The organism is Sorangium sp. So ce176 (genome assembly GCF_051519835.1).
Taxonomy (GTDB): domain Bacteria; phylum Myxococcota_A; class Polyangia; order Polyangiales; family Polyangiaceae; genus Sorangium; species Sorangium cellulosum_G.
This window is the reverse complement of the sequence record NZ_CP150371.1, coordinates 3,068,496-3,082,843: the sequence shown is the minus strand read 5'-3', so window position 1 is coordinate 3,082,843 and position 14,348 is coordinate 3,068,496. Positions and strand designations below refer to the sequence as shown.

Genomic DNA, 14,348 nt, shown 5'->3' with positions numbered 1-14,348 from the left:
ATGCAGACCCTGAGCGGCGACCACATCGCGGCGTGGATCGAGCGCGCGGCCGACGCGCTGGAGCGCGAGAAGGTGTACCTGACCGAGCTCGACGCGGCGATCGGCGACAGCGATCACGGGGTCAACATGGCGCGCGGCTTCACGGCGGTGCGCTCCCGGCTCGACACCCTCGATCGCGGCGACGTCGGCGCGCTGCTGAGGGGCGTCGGGACGATCTTGCTGTCGACCGTCGGCGGGGCGAGCGGGCCGCTCTACGGCACGCTGTTCCGCGACGCGGGGCAGAGGGTGGCCGGCGCCGCGGCGATCGACCTCGCGGCCCTGACGGGCTGTCTCGAGGCGGGCCTCGAGGGCGTGCGGCGCCGCGGCAAGGCGTCGCCGGGCGAGAAGACGATGGTCGACGCGCTCGTCCCCGCCGTCGACGCGCTCAAGGCGGCCCTGGGCGCGCCGCAGCCCGACGGCGCCGGCGACGGCGGCGCGCCGCTCGCGGAGGCGCTCGCCCGCGCCGCGGAGGCGGCGAAGGCGGGGGCGGAGGCGACCGTGCCGCTGATCGCCCGCAAGGGCCGGGCGAGCTACCTCGGGGAGCGCAGCGCTGGGCACCAGGACCCCGGCGCCACGTCGTGCTGGCTGTTGCTGCGGAGCCTGGCCGCAACGGCAGGCGCATGAGCGGGGCGGCCGGCCGCGTCGGGCTGGTCCTTGTGTCGCACAGCCGTGCGCTCGCCGAGGCCACCGAGACGCTGGCCCGCCAGATGACAGGCGCGTCCGTCGCCATCGCGTGCGCCGCGGGCGCCGGCGAGGGCGGCGTCGAGCTCGGCACCGACGCGACAGCGATCGCCGCGGCGCTCGAGCGCGTCTGCGGGCCCGCCGGCGCCGTCGTGCTGATGGACATCGGCAGCGCGATCCTGAGCGCCGAGACGGCGCTCGAGCTCGTCGATCCGGAGCTCAGCGCGCGCACCCGCCTGAGCGGCGGGCCGATCGTGGAAGGCGCTGTCGCCGCCGCGGTGCGGGCGGCGGCGGGCGGCACCGTCGATCAGGTCGCCGCGGACGCGAGGCAGGCGCTCGCCGCGAAGATCGCGCAGCTCGGCGAGGGCGAGCAACCTGCCGCCGCGGCGACGGGCGCGGCGACGGGCGCGGCGGCGAGCACGACGGCGACGGGCGCGGCGACAGCCACGACGGGCGCGGCGGCGGCCGGCGAGGCCGCGGCCGCGACGGCCGCGTCGGCCGACGTCGCGATCGCCGATCCGAGCGGGCTGCACGCCCGCCCGGCGGCGCAGCTCATCGCGCGCGCGGCGGCCTTCGACGCCAGGATCACCCTGGAGAACGTGACCAACGGCCGCGGCCCGGTTCCGGCCGCGAGCCTGATCGCGCTCGCCTCGCTCGGGGCGCGCCGCAGCGACGTGCTGCGCGTGCGCGCGACAGGGCGGCAGGCGGCCGAGGCCGTCGAGGCGGTCGCGGCGATCCTCCAGCGCGAGGCGAAGGCCGCCGCGCCCGCGGCGATCGCCGTGTCGGGCCTCGCCATCCCTGTCGCGCCGGGCGTCGCGCTCGGCCCGCTGGTCCGGCTGGTGCGATCGCTCCCGGACGTCCCCGAGACCACGGTCGACGACATCGCGGCCGAGGTCGAGCGGCTGCGGCGAGCGCTCGAGCTCGCGGCGCAGGACCTCGACAACGCGCTGCGCGGCAGCGACATCCTCGACGCCCACCAGGCGCTGCTCTGCGATCCGGCGCTCGTCGACGAGGCCCTCTCGCGCATCGAGCGGGATCGCTGCAACGCGGCCTGGGCCTTCTGCCAGGCGATCGACGCCGCGGCCGTGATCTACAGGCAGCTCGAGGACCCCTACCTGAGGGCGCGCGAGGCGGACGTCCACGACGTGGGCCACGCCGTTGTGCGCGCGCTGCTCGGCGGCTCCGCGGGCACGGTGCCCGACGGGCCGCCGGCGGTCGTCGTGGTCGACGACCTCACGCCGTCGGAGGCCGCGCGGCTCGACGCGGCGCGCGTGCTCGGCGTCATCGACCGGCGCGGCGGCCCCACCTCGCACGCGGCCATCCTGCTGCGCGCCGCCGGCATCCCCGCTGTCGCCGGGGCCGCGGCGCTCGTGCCGGAGGCGGGCGGCGCGCACGCCGGGCTCGACGGCGCGACAGGCGAGGTGTGGATCGACCCCGATCCCGAGACCGCGCTCGCGCTCGAGGGGCGGCGGGCGGTCCTGCGCGCGTCGCGTCGGCCGGCGGCCGCGCGCGACGGCCGCCTGCGCCTCGCGTGCGGCCGCGAGATCGAGCTCTGGGCGAACGTGGCCGGGCCGTCGGACGCGCGCGCCGCGCGCGACGCCGGCGCCCTCGGGATCGGCCTGCTGCGCACCGAGATGCCGTTCCTGGGCCGGATCGACGAGCCCGGCGAGGCCGAGCAGGCGGCGCTGCTCGCGGAGACGTTCGCTGTGTTCGCCGGCGCGCCGATCGTGGTCCGCACGCTCGACGCCGGCGGCGACAAGGCGCTGCCGTACCTCGCCCTCGAGGCCGAGACGAACCCCAGCCTGGGCGTGCGCGGCGTCCGCCTGTCCCTCGCGCGGCCGGCGCTGCTCGAGGCGCAGCTCCGCGCGATCCTTGTCGCGGGTCGCGGCCACGACGTGCGGGTCCTCATCCCGATGGTCTCGACAGCCGCCGAGGTGAGCGCTGTGCGCGCCGCGCTCGAGCGCGCGCACGACGCGCTCGCTGCCGCCGGCATGCCGCACCGATGGCCCGTGGCCACGGGCATCATGGTCGAGGTGCCGTCGGCGGCGCTGATGGCCGAGCGCCTCGCGCGGCAGGCCGACTTCTTCAGCATCGGCACGAACGACCTCACGCAGCACACGCTCGCGGCCGAGCGCGGCCACGCGCGGCTGCACGCGCTCGCCGATCCGGCGCACCCGGCCGTGCTGCGGCTCGTTCGCGCGGTGGTGGAGGCGGGGCACGCCGCGGGGCGGCCGGTCTCGGTGTGCGGCGAGGCCGCGGGCGATCCCGACGTCGCGCCGCTCCTTGTCGGCCTCGGGGTCACGCAGCTCAGCATGTGCGCCTCGGCGTTCGACGCGGTGGAGGACGCGCTCGCCGGGGCCACGTTCGCGGAGCTCGCGGCCGCCGCCGAGGAGGCGCTCGCTGTCGACGAGGCGTCCGCGGCCCGCGCGACCCGGGCGGCGGCGCGGCGGCCGGGCTGACCGGCCGGGCGCGGCCGGGCGTGCGGAGAGGGCCACATTCCGACCGTTCCCGGTGCCCCCGGGCTGCCGGCTGCCTCCCGCAGACCGTCTCCGGTGCCGCCGGGGCTGCCGGCTGCCTCCCGCAGACCGTTTCCGGTGCCCCCGAGGCTGCCAGCTGCCTCCCGCAGACCGTCTCCGGTGCCCCCGAGGCTGCCGGCTGCCTCCCGCAGACCGTCTCCGGTGCCGCCGGGGCTGCCGGCTGCCTCCCGCAGACCGTTTCCGGTGCCGCCGGGGCTGCCGGCTGCCTCCCGCAGACCGTCTCCGGTGCCCCCGAGGCTGCCGGCTGCCTCCCGCAGACCGTTTCCGGTGTACGGGCCCTTTCCGCGCCGGGGCCGCGGACGCGTCGACCGCTACAGTGCGTCTGCCGGCGGCGCGCCGTCGTGCGTGGTGCGCGCCGTGGCGTCCTCCGCCGGCTGCGCGCGGACCGGGTGTCCGAGCACGCACGCGCCGTCGCCGGGCAGCTCGGTCGCCTCGTCGCACGCGGCGAGCTCCCAGCCGCGCGCCTGGTCGGCGTCGGTCCCGGAGAGGTCGGCGCCCCGGAGGTCGGCGCCGCTCAGATCGGCGCCCTCGAAGGTCGACTCCATCAGCGCCGCGCCCGACAGGTTCGCCCCGCCGAGGCGCGCGTTCCGGAAGCTCGTCTGGGTGAAGTCGGCGCTGGAGAGGTCGAGCCCGGACAGGTCCACGCCGTCGAACTGGCGGTGGCCGCTCCGCGCGAGCAGGCGCGCGGCGGCAGACCGGCCGGCGGCGTCGTCCGAGGAGAGCGTGGCGCGCAGCCGGAAGACAGCGAGGCGGGACGGGTCGATCCCGTGGACGAGCGTCGCGGCGAGCGCGGCGAGCACGAGGCGCGCCCCGAAGGCGCGGGCGGCGCCGCGCTCGGTCCCGAACGGCGGCAGCGCGAAGGTCAGGAGCGCCGCGCCGAGGGCGCCGCCGGCGTGCGCGGCCCAGAGGAGCCCGGGCGGCGGCACCTTCGCCAGCGCGACGGCGGCCGCGAGGACGAGGAGCAGCGCGCCGCCGGCGCTCGCGAGGCGCAGCTCGACCGCCCGCGCGAGCAGGGGCGCTTCCTGCGGCTGGCGCGGGGCGCCGGCCGCTGCGGGGCCGCGGCGCCCCGGCGGCGGCGGCTCGGCCGGATCGGCGGCGCGGCGCGGCACCACCGCGGCGGCGCCGTGGCGGCGCGACTCGGGCGGCGCGGGCACCCGCTGCGACTCGGGCGCTGCGCGCATCCGCTGCGATTCGGGAGGCGCGGAACTCCGCTGCGGCTCGGGCGCCGTCCCCAGCCGCCGCGAGTCCGGCGCCGCCCCGAGCCGCCGCGAATCCGGCGCCGTCCCCAGCCGCTGCGAATCCGGCGCTGTCCCCGGCCCCTGCGCGTCGGGCGGCGCGAGCCGGCGGCTCCTCGCCGCGCTCTCCGGGACCGCCTCGGCGCTCGCGAGCGCCTCGCGCAGCGGCGACGGGAACGCCCCGACGTCGTCGAACGACGCGCCCGCCCCCGCGAGCGCCAGGATCGCCTCCTCGTCCAGGCCCGAGCGCGCGCACGCCGACGCGTCGACGCGCGCGTTCGCGAGCGAGCTCGCCGACGAGAACGAGCGCGGCAGCTTCGCGCCGCGCAGGTCGGCGGCCGTGAGCAGCGCCCCGCCGAGCAGCGCCCCCGACATGTCGGCGCAGCGCAGGTCGGCGCCGGCGAGGTCGGCGCCGGCGAGGTCGGCGTTGACGAGCGACGCGGCGTCGAGCCGCGCCCCCGCGAGGTTCGCGCCGCCGAGCTTGGCCCCTTCGAGCCGCGCCCCCGCGAGGTTCGCGCCCTGCAGATCGGCGCCGGGCAGGTGCGCGGCCGCGAGGTCCGCGCCCGGGAGCTCGATCGCGGCGCCGTCACCGCCGCGCCTCGACGAGAGGGCGCCGAACAGCTTGTGGAGCGCGGCGTGATCCATGGCGGCCCGCCTACTCGTCCGGGTCGATGGTGCCGATCGCGCTCGCGAACACCACCTGCCCGTCCCTCATGTAGCCGTCCAGCGCGAACCACGCGTGCGTCCCGTCCCCGTCGAGGTCGCCGCGCGCGTAGGCCGCCCACCTGCGGTCCGGCGGCACGTCCGCCGGCCAGTGGGAGGCCGAGACAGGCATCGGAGAGCCGCCGAGCCGGTATCGATACTGATACGACTGAGGGTGGGTGATCTCGAATCCAAGGCACCTCCACCCCACGGTCGGACTCCCCGTGTTGTAGTCCACGCCCGGCCTGGGGTCGGGCTGGTACTTTATCCCCTGCACCCGGTAGAAAGCGTTGGGCACGGTGACCGCGTCGCTGCACAGCGGGTGGGCCGCCGCGCTACCCGTGTTCGCCTGGAGCCGGTCGGCGGACACGACGACGGCCCTCGAGATGGCGCCGACCGTGTGCTTGGCCTCGGCCGACGTGGCGAGCACCCGGTACTTCGACACACCGTGGGTGGCCAGGGCGGCCAGGATCGTCACGAGCCCGCCCGCGAGCATCACCTCGACGAGCGTGAACCCCCGCCTCCCCCGCCGCCGAGATGCCGAGTCGATCTCAGACCGGGAATCCCTTATCACGGCACATGTATAACCGGACTGTCCATCGATGAACAGATGGAAACCCCATCTCGCGGCGGCAGAGACGCTGTTTGGTCGGGTGTTGTGGGGAGCGCGGTTGTCCGGGCGGCCCGCCTCCCACGTGGGCGGCGCGAGAGGCGGAATGGCGCGGTGGTGAGCGCGCGTGGCGCGCTCGGCGTGATGGTGAGCGCGCGTGACGCGCTGCGAATGATGGTGAGCGCGCGTGGCGCGCTCCGCATGATGGTGAGCGCGCGTGGCGCGCTCGGGGCTCAGGCGCGCGGGCCGGACGTCTTGGGCGGCGGGTCTCCCGCGAGGAAGGCCTCCAGCGCGTCGGCGATGCGCTCGCCGGTCTTGCCGTCCCACCCTTCGGGCACGGAGCCCCGCTTGCCGCGGCCGTCGAGGATCGCGTCGACCTCGCGCGCGATGAGCGCTGCGTCGAGCCCGACAACGGTGTTGGTGCCCTGGGTCACGGTGATGGGCCGCTCGGTGCCCTGACGCATCGTGAGGCACGGGATCCCGAGCGCGGTCGTCTCTTCCTGAATGCCGCCCGAGTCGGTGGCCACGAGCAGCGCATTGCCCATCACGGTGACGAAGTCGTCGTATCCGAGCGGCTCCATGATCCGGAGACCCTTCGTCTCGCGCAGGCGCCCCGACAGGCCGAACGACTCGGCGCGCGCGACCGTGCGCGGGTGGACGGGGAACACAGTCGGCAGGCGCTGCGCGATCGCGGTGAGCGCGTCGAGCGTCTCGGCGAGCCGCTCGGCGCTGTCGACGTTGGCCGGGCGGTGGAGCGTCGCGATCGCGTACTTCTTCGGCTCGAGCCCGAAGCGCGACAGCGCGTCGGTCTGCCGCTTCAGGGCGTAATGGACCGAGTCGATCATCACGTTGCCGACGAACCGGACGCGCTCGGGCGGGATGCCCTCGGCGAGCAGGTTCGGGTGGGCGTCGTGCGAGGGCGTGAGCAGGAGATCGGAGAGCTGGTCGGTGAGGACGCGGTTGATCTCCTCGGGCATCGTCCAGTCGCGCGAGCGCAGCCCGGCCTCCACGTGGACGACGGGGATGCCGAGCTTGGACGCCGCGAGCGCGCCGGCGAGCGTGCTCGTGACGTCCCCGACGACCACGACCACCTTGGGCCGGTGCTCCATCAGGTCCGCCTCGGCGCCGACGAGCACGGCCGCCGTCTGCTGGGCGTGCGAGCCGCCGCCCGCCTTGAGCGTGTGATCGGGCGTGGGCAGGCCGAGGTCGCGGAAGAAGACGTCGCTCATCGTCGTGTCGAAGTGCTGGCCCGTGTGCAGGAGCCGCATCGGCAGGCCGCGCGCCTTGAGGGCGCGGCAGATGGGAGCGAGCTTCATGAAGTTCGGGCGCGTCGCGGCGACGAGGTAGATCATCTCGACCGGCGAGCATGCCGTGGTATGCGCCGCGCTACCAGCGCGTTGTGGCGAGACCGCCGGCGCGACGCTTTACGCGGGCAGTGCCGTCCTGTACACGCGCCCCGTGCGTCTGACCGTGCTCCTCCACGGCGATCCGAAGGCCACGCAGCAGGCCCGCCTCGGCGCCGCGCTCGCCGCCCGGGGCCACCGGGTCATCCTCTGCGACGCGCCCGGGATCGCGGCCTCGATCCGCGACGAGTACGGGCAGCGCTGCGAGGAGCTGAGGCTCCTCTCCTCCCTGGTCCCACACGCCCTCCGGCGCCTCTGGGCGCGGCGGCGCGCGCGCGCGCTCGGCGTCGACGTCGTGCACCTGAACTTCCTGCGCCCGTGGCACGACCTCTGGTCGAGGATGCAGGGCGGCCCGCCGATCGTCGCCACCGCGTGGGGCTCCGACATCAACCCCGAGGTGTTCCGGAGATCGCGGTGGACGGTCCGCCGGGTCGACCACGTGCTGTCGCGCGCCTCGGCCGTCACGGCGGACAGCGTGCCCCTGCTGGCGAGGGCGCGGGCGCGCATGGGCGAGCGCGCGCCCTCCGTCCCCTGCGAGATCGTGCTCTGGGGCGTGGATCTCGCGACGTTCGAGCGGCAGAGGGCGCTCGACGGTGCGGCGCACTTCCGGCGCGAGCTCGGGATCGAGCCCGGCAAGCGCGTCCTCCTGAGCCCGCGGCAGACGAAGCCGCACTACCACGTCGATCGCATCCTCCGCGCCTTCGCCGCGAGCCGGTGGGCGAGGGAGGGCGTCTTCGTGATCAAGCTGTACGGCCGGCACGACGAGCCCGCGTACGTGCGGAAGCTCAGGTCGATCGTGCGCGAGCTCGGCGTCGACGCCAGCGTGAGGTTCGCGGAGCCGTGCCCGTACAGCGAGCTCCCCGGCCTCTACGCGATGGCCGACGCCGCTGTCTCGCTGCTCGAGGTCGACGGCGTGCCGTCCACGTTCTGCGAGCTCGCGGCGCTCGGGGTGCCGATCGTCGCGAGCGACCTGCCGGCCTACGAGGGCGTGCTCGATCGCGATCGCGCGCTCCTGGTGCCGCCCGCCGATCACGCGGCGCTCGTCGCCGCGCTCGACCGGCTGATCGACGAGCCCGAGCTCGCGCCGCGCCTCGCGGAGCGCGGGCGCGCGTGGGCCGTGGAGCGCGCCGACTGGCAGCGGTGCGTCGACCGGTTCGAGGCGCTCTACCGCGCCGCCATCGTCGCCGCCGCCGCCGCCTCGGGCCAGCGCGCGTAGCGGCCGGCGCGCGCGGCGGTCAGCGCCGCGGCGACGCTGCGCCGCGCTCGCCGGCGAGGCGCTCGAACAGCGCGACGATCTCGGCGACCTGCGCCTGCCGCGTGAGCTTCGCGATCTCGTCCTCGCGCCGGGCGGGCAGCTCCCCGCGGCGGAAGCGATCGTAGGCGCGCTCGAGCGACAGCGCCCCGAGCTCGACGTCGTCCGCGGGCACCGCCTCCCCTGCCCCCGTCCGCGACAGCACGAGCGCCGCGTCGGTCCCGGGCACCACGAAGGCGATCACCGGCGGGCCGGCGGCGATGTACTCGTAGAGCTTGCCGGGCGTCGAGAGCGGATCGAGCGCGCACAGCACGAGCGCGTCCGCGTCGCGGTAGCGGGCCACGATCTGGTCGTGCGGCACCGGCTTCTCGACCCGCAGGTGCGGCCGGAGGTGCGGGTACTTCCTGGCCTCCCGCTCGGCCCACGCGCCCGCGGCGCTCACGATCGAGAGCTCGAAGCCCGGCAAGGCGCGCCGCGAGAGGAGCCGATCGGCAGCGCGGAACACCGACGCGAGGTTGTAGTCGCCGTACATGTTGCCCGCGAACAGGAGGCGGAAGCGGCCGCCCGGATCCGGCCGGGGCGCGTACGGCGCGGCGAAGTCCTCCGCGTCGAAGCCGTTCCGCACGAGGTGCACCTTGCCCTCCGGCAGGCCGCGCCGCTCGACGAGCAGCGAGCGGAACGGATCCGCCGTGACCAGCACCGCGTCGGCGCCCGCGAAGACGCGCTCCTCGATCCGTCGATCCACGCGCTGGCGCATCCGGGCGATCGGGCCCTCGCCCCTGTAGAGCGGCAGGAAATTGTTGTCGGTCCACGGGTCCCTGAAATCGGCCACCCAGGGGACGCCGAGCGCGCGCCGCGCGTGGTCCCCGAGGAGGTGGGCCGTGAAGGGCGCCGACGTGCTGAACACGAGATCGAACCGCTCCTCGCGGAGGATCGCGGAGAGCCGCCGCAGGGCGAACGGGAGCCAGCCGAGGTAGGCGTCGACCGGCAGGGCGCCGAAGAGCGTCCCGAAGCCGACCGCGGCGCGCGTGCGCTCGACGCGGACCCCCTCGGGGACCTTGGAGAGGAGCGACCGATCGACAGCGGTCCTGCCGCGCTGGCCGGACGCGAGCACGACCGGCGCCCAGCCGAGGGAGGGCGCGATCCGGCTGAGGTGCAGGGCGCGCTGCACGCCGGCGCCGCCGTGCGGCGGATAGAAGTAGCTGATCAGGAGGAAGCGGCGCTCGGGCATGCGGGGACCGCGCGCGTGATACCACACGGCCCCGCCCGGCGGCGCTCCTGTCGAGGAGCCCCGCCCCGGCTCAGTGCCCCGCCGTCGCGCCCGCCACGCGCTGCACGCCGGCGTCCGCCGGCTGGGCCTCCGCCGCCGCGCGCCGCGCCTTCCGGAGGCGCCACCACCGCTCGACGCTCATCACCGGCAGGATCGTCAGCGCCACCAGCGTCGAGTTGATCCACGCCCCCAGCGAGAGCGGCGCCGAGCCGAACAGCGTGTGCATGAACGGCGCATAGACGAAGCAGAGCTGCAGGGCGAGGAGCGCGCCGATCCCGACGTAGATCCAGGGGTTCGAGAAGAGCCCGATCTTCAGCATCGAGTCGCGCAGCGACCGGCAGTTGAGCACGTAGAAGATCTGGAACAGCACGACCGTCGTGACCGCCGCTGTCTGGGCCTCGCGGTAGGCGACCTCCGAGACGACGCCGCCGCGCACCTCCGTGAAGTACTCGTACAGGAAGAGCCCGATCGCCCCCGCCGTCATGAGCACCGCGACGATCGCCGTGCGCACGAGCACGAACCGGCTCAGGATCGGCTCGCTCGGGTCCCGCGGCGGGCGGCCCATCACGTCCTTCTCCATCGCCTCGAACGCGAGCGGCAGGGAGAGCGCCACCGTGGCCACCAGGTTGACCCAGAGGATCTGGACGGCCGTGATCGGCATGAGCGGCGCGCCCCCGACGATCGGGAAGGTCATCACCGCCACGAGCAGGATCAGCGCCTCGCCCAGGTTCGTCGGCAGCACGAACGCGAGCGCCTTGACCAGGTTGTCGTAGACGCGGCGCCCCTCCTCGACCGCCGCGCGGATGCTCGCGAAGTTGTCGTCGGTCAGCACCACGTCGGCGGACTCCTTCGACACCGCCGTCCCCGTGATCCCCATGGCCACGCCGATGTTCGCCTGCTTCAGCGCCGGCGCGTCGTTCACGCCGTCGCCCGTCATCGCGACGACCTTCCCGTCGGCCTGCAGCGCCCTGACCAGGCGGAGCTTGTGCTCCGGCGCCACCCGCGCGAACACGTTCGTGGACGCCGCCGCCGCGCGCAGCTCCTCGTCCGACAGCCGCGCGATCTCCGTGCCGTTCATCGCCCGCCCGCCCTCGCGCACGAGCCCGAGCTGCTCGCCGATCGCCCGCGCTGTCGCCAGGTGATCGCCCGTGATCATCTTCACGGTGATCCCGGCGTCATGGCACGCCTTGATCGCGTCGATCGCCTCCGGCCGCGGCGGGTCGATCATCCCCTCGAGGCCGAGGAGCTCGAACCCCTCCGTGAGGTGCGCCTCGTCGAGCGACGCCGCGTCGCGGCCCTGCGCCCGCGACGCCACGGCGAGCAGGCGCATGCCCTGCGCCGCCATCCGCTCGACCTCCGCGATCACCTGAGCGCGCTCCGCGTCGCCGATCGCGGCGCGGCCGAGCACCACCTCGGGCGCGCCCTTCATGAAGATCACCCGCTCGCCGCCGGGCGCCTCGTGGAGCGTCGCCATGAGCTGCAGCTCCGACGAGAACGGCACGGCGTCGATGCGCGGGTACTCCCGCCGCGTCGCCTCGACGTCCACGCCGAGCTTCTGCGCCGCGACGACGAGCGCGCCCTCGGTGGGGTCGCCCTCGATGCCGCACGCGTCGCCGTCGCGCTTCATGCGCGCGTCGTTGCAGAGCAGCCCCGCGCGGAGCAGCGCGCGCACCGGCTCGGGCGCCTCGCCCATCGGCGCGCCGTCGCGGCGGAGCTCGCCGGCGGGCGCGTAGCCGACGCCGGTCACCTCGATCGTCTCCCCGGCGCCGCCCTGCGCGGAGGCCCCGGCCCGGGGCGTCCACAGGGCGCGGACGGTCATCTCGTTGCGCGTCAGCGTGCCTGTCTTGTCGGAGCAGATGACGCCGGTGCTGCCCAGCGTCTCGACCGCGGGCAGCTTCCGGATCACCGCGCGGCGCCGCGCCATGCGCTGCACGCCGATGGCGAGCGAGATGGTGATGATCGCCGGCAGCCCCTCCGGGATCGCGGCGACCGCGAGCGAGATCCCCGCGAGCATCGCGTCGACCGGCGGGTAGCCCCGGAGCAGCGCGACCCCGACGATGACAAGCGCGACAGCGACGATCGCGATCGTCAGAACGCGGCCCACCTTGGCCATCGAGCGGGTGAGCGGCGTCTCGATCTCGGTCGCCTCGTGGAGCATCGACGAGATGCGCCCGAGCTCGGTCGCGCCGCCGGTGGCGAAGACAACGGCCGTGGCCGTGCCGCTGGTCACGAGCGTCCCGCCGAACGCGAGGTCCTTGCGGTCGCCGACGCCGGCGTCCTCCGGGACGGCGTCGACGTGCTTGTCGGAGGGCACCGACTCGCCCGTGAGCGCCGACTCATCCACGCGGAGGTTCTTCACCGAGATCAGCCGCGCGTCCGCGGGGACCTTGTCGCCCGCCTCGAGCACCACCACGTCGCCGGGGACCACGTCGGCCGCCGGGATCACGCTCCGCTGCCCGCCGCGCACGACCGTGGCCGACTGGGGCACCATGCCGGCGAGCGCCTCGATCGCCTTGCCCGCGCGGAGCTCCTGCACGAACCCGATCGCCGTGTTGAGCACGACGACCGCCAGCACGACCGACCCGTCGATGGCCTCGCCCATGATCATCGCGAGGGCCGCCGACGCGAGCAGCACGTAGATGAGCGGGTCGTTGATCTGGCGGAAGAGCAGCTTGAACGCGCTGTCACCCTTGGCGCGCTGGATCACGTTGGGCCCGACATCCTTGAGCCTCCGGGCGGCCTCTTCGGCCGTGAGGCCTGTCTCGGCGCTCTCGATCTTGGAGAGCGCCTCCTTGGCTGGCAGGCTGTGCCAGGCGGTCCCGGACGTTGAAGGGAGGACGGGTTGCGACATGCAGTGTTCTCCTGCAGAGAGCGGCGCTGTGCGTGTTGCGCTCACCAACGGTGGCAGCTTCTCACCACGAACTCGGCACGTGCTTGGCACGTGTCATGCCAGCAGTCATGCCCGTGGTGAACCAGGATGTTCACCCTTCGAGGTGATGCCGGCGCCGGGGTCGCATTGGACCTTTTCACCTCGGTGGGGTGTTTTGCCCCACCCTCTTGAGTCGGGGCTCAACCGCGCAGGTAGGCGAACGTCCCGTCGATGTTGAACAAGCGGGTCGCCTGCACGAGCTCGGTCACCGTCACGCCGACGCGCGGCAGGAGCCGCTCCGCGACGCCGCGGCTCAGGAGGTCCTTGCGGAAGTAGCGGAGCTTGCGCGGGGCGACGTACCCCTCGAGCTCCGCGAACGTGAGGCGCTGGTACTCGGGGGTGCCGGGGACGTGGCGCCGCGAGATCACGTCATAGAAGAAGAAGACGCCGCCCGGCTTGAGCTGGGCGAGCGCCTTCTCCACGAGGCGCCGCTTGAGCTCCGCGTTGGTGACCGACGACAGCACGGCGAGCATCATCACCATGTCGAACGGCCCGCCGACGTCGGCCTTCAGGAAGTCGCCCGCCATGAAGCGGATGCCGGCGAAGCGCGATCGCGCGACGGCGGTGCGCTGGGCGATGAGATCGATGCCGGTGAGGCGCGAGGGGTCCGCGCCGAGCTCGACCAGCCACGCCAGGTTGGAGCCCGCTCCGCAGCCCACGTCGAGCACCGACATCTCGCGCAGCGCCTCGGCGGTGCGCACGCCGCACGCGACGAGCGCCTCGCGCATGCGGCGCTGCCGCTGGCGCGCGACGAGGTACGGATACGCGTTGAGCAGGCTCGCCCAGGGGTTCGCCGGCAGGAAGCGCTCGGTGTAGTACCGGTTGATCGCCTCGAGATCCTGCTCGAAGCCGCCCTCTCCCTCGGCCATCAACCTGCCTCCCCTCGGCGCCGGTAGAGCGCGATGATCCAGTAGGGCTGCGCTCGCGCGCCCGAGGCCAGCCGCCACGCCACGGTCGCCCCGTCGAGCGCGAGGCGACCGGCGTGCTGCGCGAGCCGGACCCGCGGCGCAGCGAGGTCGGCCTCGCCGCAGCCGGGGCAGGAGACGCGCACGCCCCGCGGGAGGAACCAGCACCCGAGCGCGCGCTGGCGCAGCCGCTCGATCCGCTGGCTCGTGGCCTGCTCCGGAGGGCCGCCGAGCTCGGTCGCGATCCGCTCGAAGCGCGGGAAGAGCCGGTCGAGCGACGCGGCGTCGAACGACTGCAGGTGGCCGTAGATGTTGAACTCCAGCCCGCAGCGCGGGCACCGCGCGAACCTGCGGCGGAGGTTCTCCCGGAAGGGCACCGAGATGAGCAGGTACCGCGCGGCGATCCGGTCGAGCTCGCGCGCCGCGCCGGCGAGCACCGGATCGGGCAGGTGCTCGAGCATCTCGCTCGAGAAGGCGAGGTCCACGGCCCCGTCCGGCAGCGGCAAGGCGTCCGCGCTCGCCTGCAGGGTGCGAACGCGGAGCCTCGCGAGGGCCACGGGGCTGCGGTCGATGGCCAGAACCTCGTAGCGCTCGGCGAGGCGATGCGTGAGGTAGCCGTCGCCGCAGCCCACGTCGGCCACCGTGCGCACCCCCGGCGGCATCATGCGCAGGAGCAGGTCGCCCTTCGCGACGATCGCAGGATCGGCCGCCGTCTCGGTGTGCTGCCAGAGCCGATCGTAGAAGATCTCGCTGTCTTTCGCCTGCTCCGCGCCGCTCATCGCCGG

The 14,348-nt window shown here is 75.0% G+C and carries 10 protein-coding genes; 3 read left to right on the top strand and 7 right to left on the bottom strand.

Annotated features, from left to right (window positions below; genetic code table 11):
* Together dhaL and ptsP are read left to right on the top strand one after the other, a co-directional pair.
* Entirely contained in the window at positions 1-663 is a 663-nt protein-coding gene (gene dhaL, locus WMF42_RS11810) for a dihydroxyacetone kinase subunit DhaL (protein WP_061606787.1), read from the top strand.
* Positions 660-3,179 (top strand): phosphoenolpyruvate--protein phosphotransferase, encoded by a 2,520-nt coding sequence (gene ptsP / locus WMF42_RS11805; protein ID WP_437691947.1) that lies wholly within the window; start codon positions 660-662, stop codon positions 3,177-3,179. The genes dhaL and ptsP overlap by 4 nt, the downstream gene beginning before the upstream one ends.
* Before the next feature lie 389 nt (positions 3,180-3,568).
* Here ptsP and WMF42_RS11800 read toward each other — a convergent pair whose 3' ends face one another.
* From WMF42_RS11800 to wecB, 3 genes are all read right to left on the bottom strand, one after another.
* The gene (locus WMF42_RS11800) at positions 3,569-5,137 is read right to left on the bottom strand and encodes a pentapeptide repeat-containing protein (protein ID WP_437691946.1); all 1,569 of its coding nucleotides are present in this window, start codon (positions 5,135-5,137) and stop codon (positions 3,569-3,571) included.
* Between the two features lie 10 nt (positions 5,138-5,147).
* Positions 5,148-5,690 carry a hypothetical protein gene (locus WMF42_RS11795; protein ID WP_061611951.1) on the bottom strand — a complete coding sequence of 181 codons (543 nt, stop codon included), beginning with the start codon at positions 5,688-5,690 and terminating at the stop codon, positions 5,148-5,150.
* 347 nt (positions 5,691-6,037) lie between these two features.
* Entirely contained in the window at positions 6,038-7,156 is a 1,119-nt protein-coding gene (wecB, locus tag WMF42_RS11790) for a non-hydrolyzing UDP-N-acetylglucosamine 2-epimerase (RefSeq protein WP_061611942.1), read from the bottom strand.
* 106 nt (positions 7,157-7,262) lie between these two features.
* On the opposite strand from wecB, the gene WMF42_RS11785 reads away from it, so the two are divergent.
* Positions 7,263-8,423: a glycosyltransferase family 4 protein gene (locus WMF42_RS11785; protein ID WP_437691945.1), complete on the top strand. Its 1,161-nt coding sequence runs from the start codon at positions 7,263-7,265 to the stop codon at positions 8,421-8,423.
* Positions 8,424-8,442: 19 nt separating this feature from the next.
* Here the strand turns inward: WMF42_RS11785 and WMF42_RS11780 are convergent, their stop codons facing one another.
* The 4 genes from WMF42_RS11780 to WMF42_RS11765 all read right to left on the bottom strand — a co-directional run bounded on the left by WMF42_RS11780 (position 8,443) and on the right by WMF42_RS11765 (position 14,342).
* A complete protein-coding gene (locus tag WMF42_RS11780) occupies positions 8,443-9,690 on the bottom strand; it encodes a glycosyltransferase family 4 protein (RefSeq protein WP_437691944.1) in 1,248 nt (415 codons plus the stop codon).
* A 70-nt stretch (positions 9,691-9,760) separates the two neighbouring features.
* Positions 9,761-12,580 (bottom strand): cation-translocating P-type ATPase, encoded by a 2,820-nt coding sequence (locus WMF42_RS11775; RefSeq protein WP_437691943.1) that lies wholly within the window; start codon positions 12,578-12,580, stop codon positions 9,761-9,763.
* A gap of 218 nt (positions 12,581-12,798) precedes the next feature.
* Positions 12,799-13,527 (bottom strand): class I SAM-dependent methyltransferase, encoded by a 729-nt coding sequence (locus tag WMF42_RS11770; RefSeq protein ID WP_061611946.1) that lies wholly within the window; start codon positions 13,525-13,527, stop codon positions 12,799-12,801.
* On the bottom strand, positions 13,527-14,342 hold the full coding sequence (locus WMF42_RS11765; RefSeq protein WP_437691942.1) for a class I SAM-dependent methyltransferase: 816 nt from the start codon (positions 14,340-14,342) through the stop codon (positions 13,527-13,529). The genes WMF42_RS11770 and WMF42_RS11765 overlap by 1 nt, the downstream gene beginning before the upstream one ends.
* Positions 14,343-14,348: the final 6 nt, after the last annotated feature.

What these genes read in the sequence shown, in the direction of transcription:
- WMF42_RS11780 (WP_437691944.1), bottom strand. Translation starts at nt 9,690, where the DNA reads ATGCCCGAGCGCCGCTTCCTCCTGATCAGCTACTTCTATCCGCCGCAC.
- dhaL (WP_061606787.1), top strand. Translation starts at nt 1, where the DNA reads ATGCAGACCCTGAGCGGCGACCACATCGCGGCGTGGATCGAGCGCGCG.
- ptsP (WP_437691947.1), top strand. Translation starts at nt 660, where the DNA reads ATGAGCGGGGCGGCCGGCCGCGTCGGGCTGGTCCTTGTGTCGCACAGC.
- WMF42_RS11765 (WP_437691942.1), bottom strand. Translation starts at nt 14,342, where the DNA reads ATGAGCGGCGCGGAGCAGGCGAAAGACAGCGAGATCTTCTACGATCGG.
- WMF42_RS11775 (WP_437691943.1), bottom strand. Translation starts at nt 12,580, where the DNA reads ATGTCGCAACCCGTCCTCCCTTCAACGTCCGGGACCGCCTGGCACAGC.
- WMF42_RS11800 (WP_437691946.1), bottom strand. Translation starts at nt 5,137, where the DNA reads ATGGATCACGCCGCGCTCCACAAGCTGTTCGGCGCCCTCTCGTCGAGG.
- WMF42_RS11795 (WP_061611951.1), bottom strand. Translation starts at nt 5,690, where the DNA reads ATGCTCGCGGGCGGGCTCGTGACGATCCTGGCCGCCCTGGCCACCCAC.
- wecB (WP_061611942.1), bottom strand. Translation starts at nt 7,156, where the DNA reads ATGATCTACCTCGTCGCCGCGACGCGCCCGAACTTCATGAAGCTCGCT.
- WMF42_RS11770 (WP_061611946.1), bottom strand. Translation starts at nt 13,527, where the DNA reads ATGGCCGAGGGAGAGGGCGGCTTCGAGCAGGATCTCGAGGCGATCAAC.